Source organism: Clostridium frigoris (genome assembly GCF_018861865.1).
Taxonomy (GTDB): domain Bacteria; phylum Bacillota; class Clostridia; order Clostridiales; family Clostridiaceae; genus Clostridium_AD; species Clostridium_AD frigoris.
In genome coordinates this window covers 26,374-47,364 of record NZ_JAHLDV010000002.1, presented here as the reverse complement: position 1 = coordinate 47,364, position 20,991 = coordinate 26,374, and the positions used below count along the sequence as shown (strand labels likewise).

General features: G+C 29.8%; 17 protein-coding genes, 1 pseudogene and 1 other annotated feature. Of the genes and pseudogenes, 8 read left to right on the top strand and 10 right to left on the bottom strand.

Annotated features, from left to right (window positions below; all coding sequences use genetic code 11):
- Positions 1-4 precede the first annotated feature (4 nt).
- The 3 genes from nhaA to KPL37_RS01210 all read right to left on the bottom strand — a co-directional run bounded on the left by nhaA (position 5) and on the right by KPL37_RS01210 (position 3,808).
- Positions 5-1,198: a Na+/H+ antiporter NhaA gene (gene nhaA / locus KPL37_RS01220; RefSeq protein WP_216145407.1), complete on the bottom strand. Its 1,194-nt coding sequence runs from the start codon at positions 1,196-1,198 to the stop codon at positions 5-7.
- A 255-nt stretch (positions 1,199-1,453) separates the two neighbouring features.
- Positions 1,454-1,512 (bottom strand) — a sequence feature (sodium ion sensor (DUF1646 type); this cis-regulatory element may regulate processes involved in with the transportation of sodium ions).
- A 67-nt stretch (positions 1,513-1,579) separates the two neighbouring features.
- Positions 1,580-2,200 carry a GGDEF domain-containing protein gene (locus KPL37_RS01215; RefSeq protein ID WP_216145406.1) on the bottom strand — a complete coding sequence of 207 codons (621 nt, stop codon included), beginning with the start codon at positions 2,198-2,200 and terminating at the stop codon, positions 1,580-1,582.
- 21 nt (positions 2,201-2,221) lie between these two features.
- A complete protein-coding gene (locus KPL37_RS01210; protein ID WP_216145404.1) occupies positions 2,222-3,808 on the bottom strand; it encodes a ClC family H(+)/Cl(-) exchange transporter in 1,587 nt (528 codons plus the stop codon).
- 246 nt (positions 3,809-4,054) lie between these two features.
- Between KPL37_RS01210 and KPL37_RS01205 the strand changes: the two genes are divergently transcribed.
- Positions 4,055-4,480, top strand: coding sequence for a hypothetical protein (locus KPL37_RS01205; protein WP_216145403.1), 426 nt, complete (start codon positions 4,055-4,057; stop codon positions 4,478-4,480).
- Between the two features lie 434 nt (positions 4,481-4,914).
- Positions 4,915-6,402, top strand: a complete 1,488-nt coding sequence (locus tag KPL37_RS01200; protein WP_216145402.1) for an alanine/glycine:cation symporter family protein — start codon at positions 4,915-4,917, stop codon at positions 6,400-6,402.
- A gap of 64 nt (positions 6,403-6,466) precedes the next feature.
- Here KPL37_RS01200 and KPL37_RS01195 read toward each other — a convergent pair whose 3' ends face one another.
- Positions 6,467-8,689: an SPFH domain-containing protein gene (locus KPL37_RS01195; protein WP_216145401.1), complete on the bottom strand. Its 2,223-nt coding sequence runs from the start codon at positions 8,687-8,689 to the stop codon at positions 6,467-6,469.
- Positions 8,690-9,044: 355 nt separating this feature from the next.
- Between KPL37_RS01195 and KPL37_RS01190 the strand changes: the two genes are divergently transcribed.
- From KPL37_RS01190 to KPL37_RS01180, 3 genes are all read left to right on the top strand, one after another.
- Positions 9,045-10,121 (top strand): DUF445 domain-containing protein, encoded by a 1,077-nt coding sequence (locus KPL37_RS01190; protein WP_216145400.1) that lies wholly within the window; start codon positions 9,045-9,047, stop codon positions 10,119-10,121.
- A gap of 5 nt (positions 10,122-10,126) precedes the next feature.
- Positions 10,127-10,636 carry a DUF445 family protein gene (locus KPL37_RS01185; protein ID WP_216145399.1) on the top strand — a complete coding sequence of 170 codons (510 nt, stop codon included), beginning with the start codon at positions 10,127-10,129 and terminating at the stop codon, positions 10,634-10,636.
- A 410-nt stretch (positions 10,637-11,046) separates the two neighbouring features.
- Entirely contained in the window at positions 11,047-11,463 is a 417-nt protein-coding gene (locus KPL37_RS01180) for a YjdF family protein (protein ID WP_216145398.1), read from the top strand.
- A gap of 360 nt (positions 11,464-11,823) precedes the next feature.
- On the opposite strand, the gene KPL37_RS01175 is transcribed toward KPL37_RS01180, so the two are convergent.
- On the bottom strand, positions 11,824-12,426 hold the full coding sequence (locus KPL37_RS01175) for a recombinase family protein (RefSeq protein ID WP_216145397.1): 603 nt from the start codon (positions 12,424-12,426) through the stop codon (positions 11,824-11,826).
- 162 nt (positions 12,427-12,588) lie between these two features.
- Between KPL37_RS01175 and KPL37_RS01170 the strand changes: the two genes are divergently transcribed.
- The 3 genes and pseudogenes from KPL37_RS01170 (at position 12,589) to KPL37_RS01160 (ending at position 16,699) form a co-directional block, all read left to right on the top strand.
- Positions 12,589-15,672 (top strand): Tn3 family transposase, encoded by a 3,084-nt coding sequence (locus KPL37_RS01170; RefSeq protein ID WP_216145396.1) that lies wholly within the window; start codon positions 12,589-12,591, stop codon positions 15,670-15,672.
- 41 nt (positions 15,673-15,713) lie between these two features.
- Positions 15,714-16,301: pseudogene (locus KPL37_RS01165) on the top strand (Mu transposase domain-containing protein); the annotation flags it as partial.
- The gene (locus KPL37_RS01160; protein ID WP_246578082.1) at positions 16,301-16,699 is read left to right on the top strand and encodes an ATP-binding protein; all 399 of its coding nucleotides are present in this window, start codon (positions 16,301-16,303) and stop codon (positions 16,697-16,699) included. The pseudogene KPL37_RS01165 and the gene KPL37_RS01160, both read left to right, overlap by 1 nt.
- A gap of 251 nt (positions 16,700-16,950) precedes the next feature.
- On the opposite strand, the gene KPL37_RS01155 is transcribed toward KPL37_RS01160, so the two are convergent.
- From KPL37_RS01155 to KPL37_RS01135, 5 genes are all read right to left on the bottom strand, one after another.
- Positions 16,951-17,775 carry a hypothetical protein gene (locus tag KPL37_RS01155; protein WP_216145395.1) on the bottom strand — a complete coding sequence of 275 codons (825 nt, stop codon included), beginning with the start codon at positions 17,773-17,775 and terminating at the stop codon, positions 16,951-16,953.
- 113 nt (positions 17,776-17,888) lie between these two features.
- Entirely contained in the window at positions 17,889-18,527 is a 639-nt protein-coding gene (locus KPL37_RS01150; protein WP_216145394.1) for an ABC transporter ATP-binding protein, read from the bottom strand.
- 80 nt (positions 18,528-18,607) lie between these two features.
- Entirely contained in the window at positions 18,608-19,075 is a 468-nt protein-coding gene (locus tag KPL37_RS01145; RefSeq protein WP_216145393.1) for a hypothetical protein, read from the bottom strand.
- Between the two features lie 400 nt (positions 19,076-19,475).
- Entirely contained in the window at positions 19,476-20,255 is a 780-nt protein-coding gene (locus KPL37_RS01140) for a hypothetical protein (RefSeq protein WP_216145392.1), read from the bottom strand.
- 114 nt (positions 20,256-20,369) lie between these two features.
- Complete coding sequence (locus tag KPL37_RS01135) at positions 20,370-20,795, bottom strand: PALP domain-containing protein (RefSeq protein WP_216145391.1); 426 nt, start codon at positions 20,793-20,795, stop codon at positions 20,370-20,372.
- Between the last annotated feature and the right edge of the window lie 196 nt (positions 20,796-20,991).

Sequence of the window (20,991 nt, the reverse complement as noted above, 5' to 3'; positions counted from 1 at the left end):
ATTTTTAATTATGAATTTTTATAGATTTAAAAACTAAAACACCTGCAATTGCTGATATTATTGATGCAGATATCACACTTATTTTAGCCATAGATAATAATTCCCCTCCTGGAAAAGATAATGAAGATACAAATAATGACATTGTAAATCCAATACCACCAAGTAAACTTGCACCATATATATGTTTTAAAGTTACCTTCGACGGAAGCTTGGCAATTTTAAAATGTATTAGTAAATACGATGCTCCAAATATTCCTATTTGTTTTCCCAAAAATAGCCCAAAAATAATTCCAAGTCCAATTGGTTCTACTAAAATTTTTGAGAAACTGCTAAAATCAAAAACTACGCCTGCGTTTGCTAATGCAAATATAGGCATAATTACAAAACTAGACCAAGGTGTTATCATATGCTCAAGCTTATATAACATAGAACTTTTAAATTCTGATTTATCTTTCTTAACTGGTATAGTCATAGCAAGTAGTACCCCAGCAATAGTAGAATGTATACCTGATTTTAAAAGACTTGCCCATAGTATCAAACCTAAAAATATAAAGAGCGATACATACTTAACCTTAAATTTATTCATTAATATAAGTGTTATTACAACTATTAAGGACAGCAAAAGTGCAATAAGTGAAATTTGGTTAGTGTAGAAAATAGCAATTACGATAATAGCACCTAAATCATCAACTATGGCGAGTGCTGTAAGAAAAGTAATTATTCCCTTAGGTGCTCGCTTGCTGCCGACTAAAGAAAGTACTCCAAGTGCAAAAGCAATATCTGTTGCCATAGGAATCCCCCAACCTAAACTAGTTGGCTGATTATAATTAAATATTGAATAGATTATAGCTGGGATTATCATTCCACCGATAGCTGCCCCCACTGGCAATATAGTTTTATTAATAGACTTAAGTTCTCCTACAACTAGTTCTCTTTTTATCTCCATACCAACTACAAAGAAAAATATAGCCATTAATCCATCATTAATCCAATGTAGAATTGACATTGATAATGAAAAATCTTTATATCCAATAGTTATGTAACTATGGAGAAACTTATCATAGCTAGATGAACTTCCAGAATTAGCCACTATTAATGCAATTACAGCACAGACCATCAGAATTATACCACTGGCAGATTCATTTTTGAAAAAGCTTATAATTGGACTAGTAATCTTATTGTTTTTTTTAAAATTCATATTATCATTCCTCTCCGCTTATATTTCTTATTTTAGGTCAAAATACAATTTATTATTCCCACATGTTTTTTAGAATCAAATACAAATTTTTCTGGATTTATTTCCATATTTAACATGGATTTTTCACTGTAATAGTATGGTACTCTATGAGAGTATCCATTAATTACTTTATATTTTTAATATTGATTTAATATTTTATATATTATAGATTGTCTTATAAAAATCAAAAAAGAAAAAGTGTGAAACTCAAATAAGAGTTTCACACCCCAGAAACAGATTTCTTGGAATCAAACTATAGATTAATTTGTCCAACCGATAACAGCTATTTATATTTTAGAATACATTATATATTAACTCAGTATTCAAATTATATTCATTAATTTATTTATTATACTTTTTAAATAAACCATCCAATGCTTCCCTTAAAAGGAATGCTTCGGTTTTATCATTTGCCTTAGATAGCTCTGATAACCTATCAAGTTGTGTCTTAGTAAAATAACTTGATTTTAGTACCATACTTTCTGCCTCAGATAGACAAATTCTATTTCTACCCTCTTTTTTAGCTCTGAAAAGACCACTATCCGCAACTCTAAGAAGATCTATAACATTTTTCGAATCGCGTGGATAACTAGCAACTCCAAAACTTAGAGTAATATTAATATTTTCTGTTTTAGTTAAATTTTTTAAATCGAAGGTATTATCTGATAAATATCTTCTTATTTCTTCTAAATCCATAAAGCTTCTCTCTGCACCTTTTTTTACAAGTAACAAAGTAAATTCATCGCCACTTCTATTTATTAAATCTGTGTCAGATAAATTATTAGCAAATATAGAAATAACTTTATTAATTACTTCATCACCTATATCATTTCCATGAATCTTATTAATATTATTTAGATTATCAATATCACATGTAACTACACTAAAAGGTCCTTCATTATTTTTAATTAATTCTTTAACTCTTGATGTTATTTCCTCTATAGAAATTAGTGTTTTATCCATCATAACTTCTCCTTAAAATCCTTATTTTAATACCTCACAACTTGCCGTCATTATCATCATAGCATCATTCATTTTAGCGACTCTATCCTCATTGGTGAGTACAATCAAATAATCGCCGGGAAAAATAACGGTAGATCCTTTTGGAAGTATCTCATGTTCTCCTCGCTTAACTGTTACTAATAAGCAATGAGATGGCCATATGACATCTTTAATTTGTTTTCCATCTAAATCTGATCCCATACAAACAACAAATTCCAGTATAGCCTTGTTTCTCTTATTACCAAAGGATATCTTTTCTCCTTGATTATGTAGAAATTTTTCAAGTAACGATTCATATATAGGTTTTGATGCCAAAATATCAGCCACAATATACGCAACAATAGATACAACAGATAAAGAAAGCAATTGACTAAAAGAACCTGTCATTTCAGTAAGTAGAATGATTCCAGTTATAGGTGCTCTAACCACAGCTGTGAAATATCCTGCCATTGCAAGTATTATAAAGTTATTAATATACATGCTATTAAAATGCGCAAAATGTACAAGTGTTATCCCGTAAACATTTCCTATTAAAGCTCCAATAGCAAGAAGTGGAAGAAAGATTCCTCCTGGTGCACCCGATCCAAAACTTAGCATAGTGAATAAAAATTTTACAAAAACTAGAATTACTAAAATTGTTAAAGATGGATTTCCTGTAAATAGCGAGGTTATTAGTTCGTGACCTCCACCTAATGCTTGTGGTAATAGAATTCCAAGTATAACTGAAATTAACAATGGTACTACCATTCTCATTTCTTTAGGTAGCCATGTTTGAGCTACATATATGTCCTGAGTTTTCAGGAGAATTTTATTAAACAAAACCCCTAAAACTCCAACAATAACACCTAGTATAATCAAATAAAAATAAAACTTAAGTGGCAATATAGATAAATTTTTCATTACAAAAATTGGTTTTAGGCCCAAAAAGCTACTTGCTACAAAATCAGCTGATAATGCCGCAGATAATGCAGACAATAAAATTAAAGGTGAAAAGTTTTTATGAACCTCTTCTAAGGCAAACATTGCTCCAGCAAGTGGTGCATTAAATGCAGCTGACAGTCCTGCACTAGCTCCGCTTGTCATAAGATATTTTTCTTCAATCTTTATTCTTTTAAAGACTTTACTAAATCCTTGACCAACGGCTGCACCTAATTGAACCGATGGGCCTTCCCTTCCTAAAGAAAGACCTGATCCGATTGAAAGAACTCCTCCAAAAAATTTACCAATTATAACTCTCCACCAAGTCATATCAAGTTTTCTAAGTAAAACTCCTTCCACTTGAGGGATTCCACTTCCAGTAATCATCGGTTCATGTTTAACCATTAGTCCTACAATATATCCTATAAGTATTAACACACAAATCCATGGTAAAATAAGTACTGGGGTTATAGATATAGTTTTGTAAACATAAGTTACAAAAATTCCTGCTTTTTCAAGTGTATAACGATACAATACGACTAATAAACCTGTAATAATACCTACCCCTATTCCTTCAAACACGAGCTTTAATCTAAGACTACGCCAGTTGAATAAAGAATTATAGGTATTGTGTTTGTTTTTTGATTCCATTTTTCTGCCCCCATTGCTAGATAAAAACAATTATTATTTATATTTCAAATTCTATAAAGCATATAATTAGATTATGTTATTATATATATAATAACATATAACGACGTATATATATATGTTATTATATATACGTCGTTATATATATGCTATAGTACTTTTTCACATTCTATACACTCTTTTCTAGTCACTAATTTAATAATTATAATAAGAAAGAACAAATATAAAAAGAGAGGTGAAGTATATTCAATGTTTGCTAAGTATAATTTTACAGAAATTTTAAATGCAATTGAGAAAGACTCCTTTCCAAACAAATCTGATTGTTGTGTAATTGTTTATTACTTTGAATGTTTTTTAAAAGTAAAATACAAAAGAAAATTTACAATTGATGCATATATCAAAGATGTGGAGCAATATATTAATTGGTATTTTTCAAAAAATACGCAAAAATTTTCTATATTAAGTAAAGAGAGCTCTAGTCAATATGAATCTTATTTGCAATATATAAAAATGTATAAAAAAAATACCATAACATATAAAAAAGTAGCTTTACGTAAGGTTTACAAATTTATAATTCAATTTAATCAACAAAATATTAATGAAGAATTTGATAATCATACCAAAACAAATAGAAACCAATACAACTATTTAACAAGATCATATATAAAGCTATAATTCATTTATTATACCTGTTAATATGATGAAACAATCCTTTTATCATTATTGAAATACATCACCAAATATTTATTCATTTCCCTGAACAAATATCATTCAGAAAAATATTAATAACCTTATCACTATTATTTTGACTTGTTATTATATGTTTCTTGCATTATCACAATATGATATTCTTGCATTAAAGCGTTACTATCATTGTGATAACTATACTCTACATTTCGCTAAAACCATTTATTATCAACATTATATATCTTTTTTTATTTATATTTTTTATATTTTTTATATTTTTCTAACTTAACTTCTATTTTTAAAAGTATTCATTTCTTTTTTTTGCATAATTTTATTATCATAAATTGCAGTATTTCGAATTTTGTGTTATTATAAGGAAATATATTTTTTATATACCATATTATAAAAAGTAGGAGGAATTTATGGAAAGTATTATTAATACAGTTAGCGATCTTATTTGGAGTAATGCCCTCATATATCTATGTCTGGGTACAGGTATCTATTTTTCTTTTAGAACTCGTTTTCTTCAAATAAGGCATCTTAAACACATGGTAAAATACTTATTTAGTGGTGGAGACTCTAGTCACGGTGTATCTTCCTTTCAAGCCTTCGCAATGTCAGTTGCTGGACGTGTTGGTACGGGTAATATAGCAGGTGTTGCAACAGCTATAGCTATGGGCGGTCCAGGTGCTATTTTTTGGATGTGGGCTATTTCATTTCTTGGTGCAGGTTCTTCCTTTATAGAATGTACTCTTGGACAAGTTTATAAAGAGGACGTTGATGGAGAATATCGTGGTGGGCCAGCCTACTACATAGAGAAGGCTATGGGCAAAAAATGGTACGCAATTATATTTGCGGCTGTAACTGTAATCGGCTTAGGATTTTTTGCTCCCGGAGTCCAGTCAAATAGTATCGCAGCTAGTGTAAAGAATGCCTTTGGTGTTCAAACAAATATAACAGGCATCGTAATAGCTGTTTTACTTGCTGTTATTGTATTCGGAGGCACAAAACGACTTGGGAAAGTTGCTGAAATTGTAGTACCTTTTATGGCACTTGCATATATATTGGTTGCTTTATTAGTACTCGCAGTAAATATTACTGCACTTCCACATATGTTCACCTTAATCATTAAAAGTGCCTTTGGCGCTGAACAAGCTTTTGCAGGTATCCTTGGATATTCAATTCAATGGGGAGTCAAAAGAGGAATCTACTCAAATGAAGCTGGCCAAGGAACTGGGCCACAATCATCTGCTGCTGCAGAAGTATCCCACCCTGCTATACAAGGCTTAGTCCAAGCTTTTGCAGTCTATTTTGATACGTTATTTGTATGTTCTGCAACTGCATTCATGATTTTATCAACAGGTAGCTACAATGTTATAAACCCCGCTGGTGGATTTATAATAGCAAATATTCCAAAAGTAGCTATAGGACCTGGTTATACCCAATTGGCGATTGGTACGGTAATTGGAAAGTTTGGAGGTCCTTTCGTTGCTATTGCATTGTTCTTCTTTGCTATTACAACACTTATGGCATACTATTACATAGCAGAAACAAACCTAACTTATTTAGTAAAAGATTCTAAATATAGCAAGGTATTTATTAATGTTCTACGAGTTGGGATACTCGCTTCTACTTTCTATGGATCCATTAAAACAGCAGAAATCGCTTGGGCACTTGGTGATATTGCTGTTGGTTCTATGGCATGGCTTAATGTTATTGCCATATTAATACTTGGGAATATTGGTATTAAGGTTTTGAAAGACTACGAAAACCAACTTAAAATGGGAAGAAACGAAAAAACATTTATATTTGATCCTAAAAAATTAGGAATCAAAAATGCAGAAGCCTGGTATAGAATTAATGAAAGAAAAACTAAAAGAGATAGAAAAGAAGAAGAAAAAATTTCTTAAAAGAAAAATCCAGTAGAATAATTTAATTATTCTACTGGATTTTTTTATTTTTATACTATTTTCCCTATGGTTTTTTTACATCTTTAACATCAATATTCTCAATATTTTTTTGGATTATAGATCCTTTTCCGCTTGCCATATTTGCAAGTACCATACTCATTATGCCTTCCATTGCATTAGGTGTTTTTCCATCAACACCACCCATTATTATAGTTTGAGGTACAAGTGGTGACTTACTTATCTTTAACGCCTCTGCAAATGCTATCATAACACTTTGCCTAACTTGTAAATCTGGGCCACCATATGCCTCGACCAAAGCCTTAGCTGCAGCTCCCTTTGCAATTCCTACCTTTGTTTCTTGCTCAGCTGTAGCATCTGCAACTGCTTTAATATTTAATGCTGTTGCCTTTCCAACTGTTTCAAGTTTAAATGATTCTGCTTTTGCTTGAAGTTCTACCTGCTTCGCATTAGCCTCAGCGGTAAGTTCAATAGTCTTCGCCTGGGCTGCAGCTTGTGCTTCTCTTGTATACCTTTCAGCATCCGCTTCTTGAGTTCTCTTGTATTTGTCAGCTTCTGCAAGTTTTTGAGTTTTAAGCGCTAACTGCTCTGCGAGTCTTAACTCAGATTTACCCTTATTATCAGCAACTTCTATATCAATACTTGATTGTGTAAGAGCTGATTGAGCCATTGCTTTTGCTTCTGCCTCATTTAACTCTCTTTGTTTTTCAGCAGATTTTTGTTTAGCTTCATTCGTCTTAATTTCTTCCATAGCTACTTGTCTATCTCTTAACTGTGCAAGGATTTTTTCGATTCTTGTATCACTAGCAGACGCAGCTGGTGTTCCAATTAGTACTTCTTGTAGCTCTAAATCATATAGTTTAAACTTAGTTTTCATTTCATCTGCTGCCTGTTGTTGAATCTGACTCCTATCTTGAACTAGTTCTATAAGAGTTTTTGTTTGTCCGATATTCTTAAAGTAACCAGCTACCATTGGATCGAGAGATTGTTCTATAAGCATTTTAATATCCCCAAACCTTTGTATAACTGATGATGCCTTTCTATAATCAATATTAAATACTACGGTTAGTGGTAAATTAGGCTCAAAAGCATCTTTAGTAATTAGACTAATTTCTTTTAAATTATCATCCAACTTGTGTACTCCACTTTGACCACTAATCCATTTAAGTATTACATTAGTAGTAGGCACTGGAACAACTTTACCAGCGTAAGTATTAAATGCATACTTTCCTGGCATCATAGAATCTCTCCAAATACCCTTTTTACCTTGCTCTACCAGTTCTCCATGAGAGTAACCCGTTCCTGAAACATCTTCGCCTTTATCACCAAAATAACTTACAACAACCCCTACATAACCAATATCTATTATACTTTTAGGTACTATATCAACAGTTGCAAACATTCTATTAATAAAATAAACTCCATCAGTAAGAACTTGCATCTGCTTACCTTTTCTACCATCTGCAGCTAAAAATTTCTCTGGTTCTTGAAAATTATTGTGATAGAACTCATTTTCTATACCATCACCAACAATAGGTGCTATAATCGCTCCATTATCAGGCGTTGGCCCCTCATTAATAGTTACAATACCTATCGTATCATGACTGACTGACTTATTACCTATTTTTTTATAAACAGCGTCTATTTCACTACCATCATCCCGCTGACTATATTGCTCAGAAACCTTTGAACTTGATATAATTACCGGATTAAATCCACTATCCTTAACTAAATCGCTTCTCATTGTTTCTATTTGAGCTGTTTCATCTTTTGAGGTATATATTGAGTGTACTCTATCCTTTGTAATTATAATAAATTGAGCCAAATTAAATGCGTAAGTACCCTCACGAAGAATTTGCCTCTGTGGTCCCTTTTGTCCTCCATTATTCAAAAATGCTACAACGTCTTGAAATGACTTACTTTGTGGTATAACCTTACCTAAAGTTTGGCCCTCCCCTAAATCTTCCCCAGACCTTGAAAACACGTAAGCTATTTGTCCTTGTGGTATAGTTACAAGCCTTACCTTTTTAACTTTATATTTAAAAGGTGTTTTGAAGTGAACACCAGCCCTTAATACTTCTGGTTGGTAACCTGCTTCTCCTTTAAGTGCTATAAGACCATCAGCTGGCACTGATCCACCTGAGCTCCACCATTTTTCAACAATACCTACTTCATCTGATCCTATGCTTGTAGCCCCTATGCCATAAATAATTAAAATTAGTACTACAATTACTATACCTGCTATAATTAATAATGTGTACGGAATCATAATTTTCCCCCTTTATAATTTATATTTTATTATATAAATGATATTAACATACTATTGTACTATATGTTGACATTTTTAAAATAGTATTCATCTTGAAGTTCTTACTAACAAGTAATTGTCCTTTTTCTTTAAGGGTGGTATTCTAAATTATATACATTAATATTTAATAATAATAAATCCAATTTGAATATAATCAATCATTTTAAATACAAATTATATAAAGAAAGTAGGTTTCAAAGTGAATCGTTATAAAGCAACATTAATTTTAATCTTAGCCTCTAGCATCTCTCTCCTTAGCTATCCATTTCATATAACTTTTATAGGCGGCCTTATTTATAGTGGGAGTTGTGCTTCTATGATTGGTGGATTTGCTGATTGGTGGGGTATAAACAAATTACTAAAAAAAACTATTCCAAAGAATAAACAAAATATTTTCGATGGTCTATCTAATATGGTAAGTGATGAATTATTATCTAAGGATACATTAATAAAATTAATTAGTAAATATGATACTTCAAAACTCGTTATTGAATTAGTAAAAGATAATGATGAAATCGAAGGTATAAAAAATATACTAAGATTAATGATAGAAGATAATGTTAAAAAAACAAATAAAGATGAGCTTTTAGACATTGCATCTAGTCTAACTATTAACCTTTTGAAAAAGACCGATTTACATAAATTAATTAGTTCAATTATTGAAGTTTGTTTAGAAACTGAATATAAGGATAAAATTTATTATTTTATCCTAGATGAAATAATACTCTATTCTCAAAATGACAATTTTAAGGATATACTTATTAATTTTATAATTAATGCACGTTCTTCATATGAAGGCGAAAGCAAACGAAAAAAATTCATTGATAAATTTAAGGGCAATAATAGTTTAGCAATTGGTATTCAAGAAAAAATCAAATATTTCCTCGGTAATATGAAAGAAACTGATAATGAGAATAGATTACTACTTAATAAGTGGATTTATGATAAGTTAGATGATTTTAAAAACAATAGTACTTACAAGTTGAAAATTAAAAACTGGAAATTAAAACTCTTAAAGAACGTTAAACTTAGAGAATACATTAATATTATTTTTGAAAACACAAGTAATAAAATACTTCAAAATGAAGATTTATATAATAAACCTTTTATTATCATAGATAATTGGATAAATGATTTAGAAGATAATTCTGATACTCAGAAGAAAGTTGACTTATTCCTAAAAGATATATTATATAAATTAATAGAGGATAAACATAAAAATGTTGGAAAGATAGTAAAAGAAAATCTTAGTAAATATACAGATACAATGCTAATTGACTTAATAGAATCAAGTGCTGGGAATGACTTACAACTTATACGAATTAATGGATCACTTGTGGGTGGTATAATTGGTATTGTAATATATATTATCAAGTACAGTATAGGAGTTTAAATATTATGAAAAATAAAAAAATTGCAGATCTATCAGTTGCCTGTTTAATATCATTAGTTATAATAATTAATCTTATTAAGATAAATTTTGGAAGTAATGAGTATATTGAAATGTTAAGTTTTATCATTGAATCAGCACTCGTTGGCGCTATTGCTGACTGGTTTGCTATAACTGCATTATTTAAAGAACCATTTTTGGTAGGAAAAATACCTATAATTGCGACTCATACTACTATAATATCTAAAAACAGAGAAAGCATAGTTAATGCTGTAGCTAATATGGTTCAAAATGAATTACTAAGCGAAAAAATATTAAAAAATAAGATAAAAGAAATTAATATAGCTGATCGGTTACTTGATTTCATATATAAAAATATAAGTATAAAAAGTCAATTATATGAAAAACTAATAGACTATTTTATAGTAAAGCTAACTTGTATGGATACCTTAAAATTTGCTTTATGTTTGGAGACCAATCTGGGTGTTTTTGCCCATCCCCCCGAAAAGGTGGAATAAGCAAATTCTCTGAAAAACTTTTTAAATATTCTATGCCAAGTTATAAATGGGTAACACCTACAAATGTGTAAAACCGATAACTTGATGGAACTTATTAATATAATAAAGAGGTAGCGTTCGCAAAAATGATATTTCGTACGCTAAGAAAAATACAACCCTATAATTGTAAATTTTTCACTTAACAAATTTCAGGTTAGCTTATTTTTTATATAGATTCAGATATTAAATTTATTACAGATTTAAACTGTATTGTGCATTAAGTGTAAATATAGTATTATATAATTAGAAATAAAAACACAGTTTTGGTTGGTAGTCCAAACCTATCTATATGGGTATAGATAGCAGTATCCTTCCCTCCTGGGGTCGTCCATTTTCTATATTCAGTTTTACATATCAGGAGGAGATTTAAAATGGAAGTTAGTATTAAGTTTACTGTATTTTTTGAAGGTATGTTTTGGGTAGGTGTTTTTGAGAGAATATCCGAAAAAAAATATGAAGTTTCAAAAGTTGTATTTGGTTCTGAGCCAAAAGATTATGAATTGTATGATTTTGTATTAAAAGAATTTTGTAATTTAAGGTTTAGTAACTCTTTATCAATTAATGAATTTAAAAATAAAAAAATAAATCCTAAAAAACTTCAAAAACAAATTAAGAAACAAACAGAAAATAATGGAATAGGAACTAAAGCACAACTCGCTATGAAATTGCAGCAAGAAACAAACAAGGTAGAAAGAAAAAAGATTTCAAGAGAAGAAAATGAACAAGAAAAAGAAAGGCAATTTGCAATACATGAGCGGAAAAAGAAGGAAAAACATAGAGGCCATTAATTTATAGTGACCTCTATGTTTTTCCTTCTTTTGAATTCAGTATTAATAATTTCAAAAACAAATGTAATCCTTTAAGCAAAAAATCACATTCGTAAAAATAGCATAAATCGTTGATATATATAGGCTTATAGTAGATTTAAGTAAAATCTTTTTCCTTATTGTACATTTGAATGTATTGTTTTATGTAATATATGCAAATACATTACATTGATTATCTAAGTCAAAGTGGACATTTTAAATAGTTAAATCTTTAAATAAACCATATTAAAACCTAAATTGTTATATTTAGGGGGCCGTATTTTTCTTAGCGTACGAAATATCATTTTTGCGTACTCTACCCCTTAAATAGGTTTGTTATTATTAAATTGATTCATATTCTTTAACTCTTCTATAAAAAGTATTATTTTTCATATCAACAAGTGCCATAGCTTTTACAGCAGTTATATTACCTTGCTTCCACTTACTATAAACAGCTTTAAAGTTTTCATCAATAGGTATTTTTTTTCTTCCAAATTTGATTCCTTTTTTCATCGCAATGCTAATACCTTCCTTTTGTCTTTCTTTTATTCTTGTACGTTCATCCTCCGCCATATAACTTAGTAACTGTAGTATCAAATCAACCATTAAACCTTCTATACCTTTCATATTCTTATATTTTGTTGTATTAAGCAAAGGCATATCTAAAACAATTATATCAACTTCTTTATTTTTTATAAGATCCTTCCACTCATCTAAGAGCATTTGTTTATTTCTTCCTAATCTATCAAGCGATTTGATGTATAAAATATCACCACTTCGAAGAATACGTTTCATTAACTGGTATTCAGGTCTCTTAAAATCTTTACCACTCGCTTTTTCTATAAATATGTATTCATCCTGTATTCCAAGGTCTTTAGCCGTAGAAACTTGTCTTTCTACAGATTGGTCTTTACTACTTACTCTTGCATAAAAAAAACTTCTCATCCTATGTAGCTCCTTCTTAAACTTTATATGAAAATCATAATAACACTTCAATAAGTATACATTCTATTTGAAATGTTTCATATATAAAAATGTTGAAGTTTTGACATATAAAAAGTATAATAATATCACCATTTCAAAAGGTATACTTTTTGAAATACACTAATGGACAAGAAAGGTGAATATATGGATACTGAGCAAAATAACACTGAACAAAAACGCCTTAGAATTCTTGGCGAAAATGAATTAGAAAGTATTTATGGCAGACCTTGCTTTACTTATGAAGACCGATACGATTATTTTTCGCTTTCCAAACCGGAGAAGGATTTATTAGAGGTATTGCGCTCAACTAAATCCCGAGCTTATTTTATATTGCAACTAGGTTATTTTAAGGCCAAACGCCTGTTTTTTATCTTCGACTTGAATGAAGTTCAGGAAGACCTTAACCATGTGTTACAGCAACATTTTTACAATACTAAAATGGTTGATATGAGTTCAATTGATAAGTCTACCAGGCTAAAGCAACAACAAATGATACTTCAACTATTCACCTACCATATTTGTGATTCTGAAATACGAGAACAATTGGATAAAAAAGCTTGTACGGCGGTAGCTGTATGCGGTAAACCAATATTTATTTTTCGTGAAATTATCAATTATTTATCTGAGCATCATATTGTTATTCCAGGGTATAGCCTTATGCAAGAAACAGTAGGCAAAGCAATAAATTACGAACAAAATCGGTTAATTACTATTATGAAAAATCAATTGAAACAATTTGATCTTGAAAACTTGAAGAAGCTATTAACAGATTCTGAAGGATTATATGAAATAACACAACTTAAACATGAGCCAAAAGATTTTAGTGTTGGTGAAATAAAGCGTGAAATCAACCGTGGCCAGCAAATACAACTTTTATATAAGATTGTTAAGAACTTGCTTCCGACATTAGGTATTTCTAACGAAAGTGTAAAATATTATTCCTCATTGGTAGATTATTACTCTGTATACAAACTCAAGAGATTTAATGAATGGATAGTATACATTTACCTATTATGTTTTATTTATCACAGATATCAACGGATGAATGACAATCTTATAAACACTCTCATTTATAACGTAAGGCATTATATTGATGAAGCTAAATGCACAGCTAAAGAGCAAATATATGTGCTCGCTACAGAGAGCAATCAAAACATGAAAAAGGTTGGTCTGGTACTTAAGATATTTACAGATGATAGAATGGAAATTAATACACCATTCAGGGATGTCCAGGCTAAGGCTTTTTCTATTTTAGAACGTCAAAAGCTTGTAGATATAACTGATCAAATTGTCACAAATGTCAAATTTGATGAAACTAATTTTCAATGGGAACATATTGATAAGTTATCTCTCCAGTTTAAGCGACATTTACGCCAGATACTTTTAATGGTTTATTTTGCAGCCACTTTAATTGACGATCCATTAATTGATGCCATAAATTTTATGAAAGAGGCTTTTATCAAGAACAAATCACTTTCACAATATCCATATGATGATTTGCCAAGTCAATTTATACCTGATGGAATAACACAGTATATTTATAAACAAGACAACAACGGGCAAAAAGTTTTAATAGTGGATCGCTATGAATTTTTAGTCTATCGTCTCTTAAGAAATAGTTTGGAAGCTGGGGATATTTTTTGCCCAGACAGTGCTAGGTTTCGAAGCTTTGAGGATGATCTGTTAGATAACTGTCAATGGCAGCAGAAAGAAAAGTTGATAGCTGAGGCTGGTTTAAGCATTTTTAATAAACCTATACTCAATCATTTAATGGAACTTGAGGATAAATTAGAAACTCGTATTATAGAGGTCAATCAACGAATTGCATCAGGTGATAATGAACATCTTCTAATAAAAAAACGTGGATTAAACACCCATTGGACACTTCCGTATGTAAGTGACCCTGAATCTACCAATCATTCATTTTTTGCTGCATTAAATCAGATTGATATTGGGAGCGTTTTGCATTATGTTAATCAGCATTGTCAGTTCATTGACGCATTTGAACATGTTTTGGGACGTTATGCCAAGCAGACCAAGGAAAATCGAGTTATAGTTGCGTGTCTGACTGCTTGGGGCACAAATATGGGACTAGGTAGGATGGGTGAAATTTCAGATATTAGTTTTTCTTTGCTCTCTGCTACATCTGATAGCTTTATTAGATTGGAAACTCTTAAAGAGGCAAATGATCGTGTAAGTAACGCTACTGCTAAGCTACCAATATTTAGACACTATGATATTGATGAAGTCATCCATTCAAGTAGTGATGGACAAAAATTTGAAACTAATATTAACACCATTAATTCTCGCCACTCGCCTAAATATTTTGGGCTTAAAAAAGGAATTGTATCTTACACATTGGTAGCTAATCATGTACCTGTTAATGCTAAAATCATTGGTGCTAACGAGCATGAAAGCCATTATGTCTTTGATATTCTATATAACAACACAAGTGATATCCAGACTGATATTCATTCTACTGATACACATGGAGCCAATGAAGTTAATTTTGCTATTCTACACTTTTTTGATTATCGTTTTGCACCTCGGTATAAAGACATCTACAATAAAGTAAGTAAATCTTTTTATGGATTTAATCAGCCAAGTCACTACGGCGATATATTAATAAAACCTGTAAGAAAAATCAATACTGATTTAATTGTGGAAGAGTGGGAGAATATTCAGCGTATAATATTGTCACTTGCTCTTAAGTCAACAACGCAGAGTATTATAATTGGAAAGCTCAGTGCTTATGCACGTAAAAACAAAACCAAGAGCGCATTATGGGAGTATGACAATATCCTTAAAAGTTTATATTTTCTTGATTATATTGATTCTTTGCCACTACGTAAAAATGTACAACGTGCACTAAATAGGGGCGAGAGTTATCACAAATTGCGCAGAGCTGTATCTCATGCAAATTTCGGGAAATTACGCTTCAAAACAGAACAGGAACAACAAATATGGGGTGAATGTAGTCGTCTATTAGCAAATTGCATCATTTATTATAATGCCAGCATATTATCTAATATGTTAGACTACAGAGAAAGTAATGGTCAAGATTTAGATGTGTTAAAACATATTTCTCCAGTTGCATGGCAGCATATTAATCTCTATGGTCGATATGAGTTTAATAAAACCCCTGAGCCTATCAACATGGATGTAATCATTCAGAAACTGGCTCAGCTCCAGGTATTACCTGATTAGTAATTTGCCTATTCCACCTTTTCGGGGGGATGGGCAAAAACACCCAATATGAATTAGCTACTTGGAAGACTGCCACTGTCCAATATAACTATCATATATCTGTGGATAAAATGAACTATAGCGTACCTTATGAATACATTAAACATAAAGTAGATGTACGTATTACACGCAATGTAATAGAGATCTTTTATAATAATAACCGTATATGTTCACACCCTAAATTACATGGCCGAGAAGGCCAATATAATACTGTAGAAGATCATATGCCTGAAGATCATAAAAAGTATATTACATGGAATTCAGAAAGATTTATTTCTTGGGCTGAAAGTATTGGCTACAATACTAGCATAGTAATAAAAGCAATTCTTTCTGTTCACAAGATAGAACAACAAGGTTATAAAGGGTGTATGGCATTATTAAAGTTAGCAGATAAATATTCTATTAATAGGCTTGAAGCTGCTTGCGAAAAAGCATTATCTTACACGCCAAAACCTGGATATAAGAGCGTACAAACAATTTTACAAACAGGTCAAGATAAAATTTTAAAAGAGGAAATTAGCACAAAAAGTAGTGATTCTGATGATTTTGGATTTACTAGAGGTGCAGACTATTATGGGAGGAATTCATAATGGTAAATGAACCTACGGTTACAAAATTTAATGAATTAAAACTTAATGCTATGGCAGAATCCTATCGCAATCAGTTGCTAGATCCAGCCTTTAGGGATCTGTCCTTCGAAGAGCGTTTTGGTCTTATTATTGACACAGAATGGTCTAGGAGGCAAAACAATAAGTTAACAAGGCTTATCCGTAAGTCAGAGTTTAGTTTAAATGATGCCTGCATTGAAAATATAGAATATCATGCAGATAGGAAGCTTGACAAACCACAGGTTACAAGATTATCTACCTGCAATTATATCCAAGAGAAGCATAATATAATCATTTTAGGTGCTTCAGGAGCAGGTAAAACATATAGGCATATGGAAACGATTCGTGTAAAAAACCATAGCAGGAGTAAAAAATTGTAAATTATGTCGTTTATCCATTGAAAACACTTAGATATATTAGTTTATGATTAAGTTTTTTAGTCACCTTAAATACTTATATAGATAGTTTTATGTAGGATAAACCTGTAAATCTTATTTATTAAGTCTCTTTTTTGATGCAAACTGTCTATATAAAGTATGTTATATAGACAGTTTCGGATATATATCTAGCTTAAATGTAAATATTTTACTCATACCATGGTTTTTTACAAGAATCGGTGCCATACCCCATGTTATTCAAATATTTCATTTCTCTTAACATATAAAGTTCCAATATACATCAATAGCAAAAATATGGAACAAATGTACAAATAACATATATATCCAGATGAAGTTACTGTATTAAAACGATTTGCGATACCATAATTAAGAGGAAAAAAAACATCTAACTTGTAATATAGCTTATTTGAAGTTAAACTAATGAGGGCTAAAATAATTGAAAATAAAAATCCATAATAAGCTTTTTTTGTAATGATAGAAATTAGTATTTGTAAAATTAATATTCCAAAACACGATATTATATTAAGTATTAACATAATAAGTAACAGAATTAAAGGACTTACATATTTTATAATACTAATATTCATTTCAGCTGAACTTATAAGGTAATAACTAAAGGAACCATCTAAATGAAATTTAAAGAAAAAAACTATTAATGAAATTCCATATAGACATATATAATAAAAGAAAGAGAATAAAAAAATAAATACAAACTTTCCTTTCAACCAAGATTGCTTGTTACCAAATCGATAAATTGCATAAATATATCCGTTGTTAAGTTCGACATTAGTCATTCTACCAAAAATAAATAGCACTATTAATATAGGTAATAACCATTTTAACAATTGAAAAAAGGTGTATTCATTTCCTGGTCCTCTGAACGCTAAAAACATTGCATCTTCTAAAGATATATAGGTTTTTCCTGATACAATGAAAGCATTAATTTCAGAAATACTACTAACGATAATTACTATAAATGAAAGTATAATTAAGGATATGTTCGAAATATTGAAAAATATTGCAAAGTCTTTTTTTAAAATTTTAATCAATAGCTTCAACATTTTCCTCCATGAAAAATTATTTTAATATAAACACATCTAATTATAATGAAATTAAGTTGTTTTTTATGTAATGATTAAGTATAAAGCAACACTATAAAATCATAAAAAGGTTAGTGCTGAAGTGAAAGTACCCCCTTATCCATTTCATATACATGATCACATAAAATTTCAATGTCTAAAGGATTATGACTTGCCATTAGTATTGTAGTTCCATTTTCTTTAATTTTTTTTAAAAGAGAATGGATAATCTTAACTCCATCTTTATCTAATCCATTGGTTGGTTCATCAAGAATTAGCAACTCAGGATTTTCCATTATAGATTGTGCAATTCCAAGCCTTTGCTTCATACCTAATGAATATTTTTTTACAGCTTTTTTGTCATAAGGATCAAGTCCAACATCAGTTAAAGATTTTATTATCATATCATTAGTAATAATTCCTTGTATATCTGCTAGTATCTTTAAATTTTTAAAACCACTATATTGAGGGAGAAATCCTGGGTTTTCTATAATAAAACCTGTCTTTTCTGGAAAACTTACATCTTTGTTTATTTTTTTGCCAAGCACTTCAATTGTGCCTGATGTTGGTATTACAAAACCGCAGATAGCCTTAAAAAGCATGCTTTTACCTGAACCATTTCTTCCAATTATTCCAATAGTTTGACCTTTTTCTATACTAAGATTAATAAGGTTTAGAATTGTATTTCCTTTGATTTTTTTAGTTAGATTTGTAATTTCAATTATATTCATTTTAATTTTCCCAACTGTCAAGAATTTTTCTTGCTTTAAGTTAGGTCTCCTTTCTTTATGTTTGTATTATTTTGGCCTTGTTAATTATTTATTCTAGTATCTAAATCAATTCTTTTGATTAGTGCTAGTCCAACGACTTTCAACACTATAGAGATCAATCCAAAATATAAAAATGAAAAAAGTAACGAATTTAAAAAATTAGCAGCAGTTATTTTATCAAACGTATGGTTTTGTAAAAGTACATTTTTTATTAATGTAAATTTATCTAAAGTATTATCTAAAAATTGTTTTTTATATATGATGAGAGAAAAAAATATAATAATTTCTATTGATATAAATCCGACAGCAGTATTCTTTGATGTCACGTTTATTATAAAATTCAATAAACCTATAACAATTAGATAAAATGTTAAAAGACCTATTGAAATAAGCACTGATTGTAATGGAGCAAACGTTAATATCAGTTCCTTTGATAAATTAAAAATTACGTTAAAATTATAATTAGTAGAAGACAAAATAACAATATTACTATTCCATAAATTTTTCATATTGAATTTTATAATACCTGAAATAACAATAAGTAAAATTATCAATATATTCAAAAAAATAGCACTAAGTATAATGCATAATACCTTAGACATGTACCAGTTTAATCTTGAACCGCATCTTAGCATCATAAAAGATTCATTTGATTTAAACCTTCCCAAATCTATTATTAGTAAAAGAAAACAATTCGTGATAATAAAAATAATATTAAGAGGATTATTTATTATATACATAATAAAATTATATATATTGAAATTATCTAAATTAAAATTAAATTTATACTTAGCTATGGTAGATATACTAGAAAAGATTAGAATAATAATAGCAAATACAATGATTTTTATTCTTACTTTATTTAATATATTAATTTTAAAAGATTGAATTGTAGAATTAATTATAATATTACACATAGATTTCTCCCTTTTTAAAAAATCCAAAAACAAACAAAATTAGACTTACTAAAGATAAGATAATCATTTGTCCTATGATAGTGAAAATGGTAGCGTTAGGCACATATGAAGGAACAAGACACGTTAATGGTAATAAAAATTCAAGATTTACAAAGTCAATAAAAAAAGTATACATAATTGCAAAGATAAATGGACATGCTATGGTAATATACTTGTTATTTGTTATCGAAGATATAGCTAATCCTAGGGAAGCGTAGGCCCCTCCAAATAAAAAGTTAAAGCCTATGATCATTAAACAATATATAAGAGGACTATACATAAACACTGGTTCAAAGTAACCTTTAAATGTCTGATTTGAAATATATAAATTAAAATTCGTACAAAACGGGAAAAATATAGCTAATATCCCCAAAACTATTATTAGTGTACATGAAAGCAAGATTCCACCAGCAAGAAAATTGGAAATAAATCGTGATAATAAGTATTTTTTAGTTGTTGTTTTGGAGAGAATGTAATTTAAGTAATTGTTGTCTCTTTCTGTAACATAAGAAGTTGATAATGGTATTTGCACTATTATGAAAGTGAGCAATATATATATTGCTCCTGAACCGTCTCCAGATGCTTTAGTAAATAGATTAATCACATCCGTTCTAGAACTAAATATAGAAGGTAGAGTGCCATAAAATGATGCTACTATTCCTGTTATTAAAGCTAAAAGAAACGAATATGAGAATAAACCTCTTTTTAAATCTATTTTAATTAGTTTTAACATATTTAAACTCCTTTATATATTCCAGAATCATTTAAATTAATAATTTTATACAAAAGTATATAAATATAAAAGCACTAGCTGAGTGCTTTTATATTTATATTGCATTTTAATTTTTTATTTTGGAGCAAGATCTGGAGACCAAGTCCCTTGTGATTGTATTGTAGCGGCTTCAAATACACTAGTTTCCATCATTAACCTATAGCTTTTACCTGATATGTTTTGACCTGAGTTATATGGTATTATGACTCTACTCCCTGTAGTTGTTTTAATCTCACCTGATACATTACTTGTACCAAAATCTATTGTTGAATATAGTGTTTTACCACCACCATTACTTGTATTATTGTTCACAGCACTTTCTGCACTAACCTTTGCTGCTGGATTTGAATAAGCATTGCCTCCAACCCTTGGAACATATAGATTATATGATGGTGTGTTTCTAGTTAATGCTGATGTTGCTACAACTGAAAAAAATGTACTACTTGTAATTGCTAAACAAGTACATAAAGCCCCTGTTTTTAATAAACTTTTTAAATTCATTTTACTTCCCCCCATTTTATAATTTTTTATAACAAAATTTAAGATATATCTTGATGTAAGAATCCTACAAACCAAATTCTACTAGATTTTTAACAAAAAACAATAAAAAATACATCAAAGGTATATTTCTATGCATAACATCTCTAATCTTGCATATTTATCTTCTTATGCTGTAAATTTTACCTTTTATGCAAAA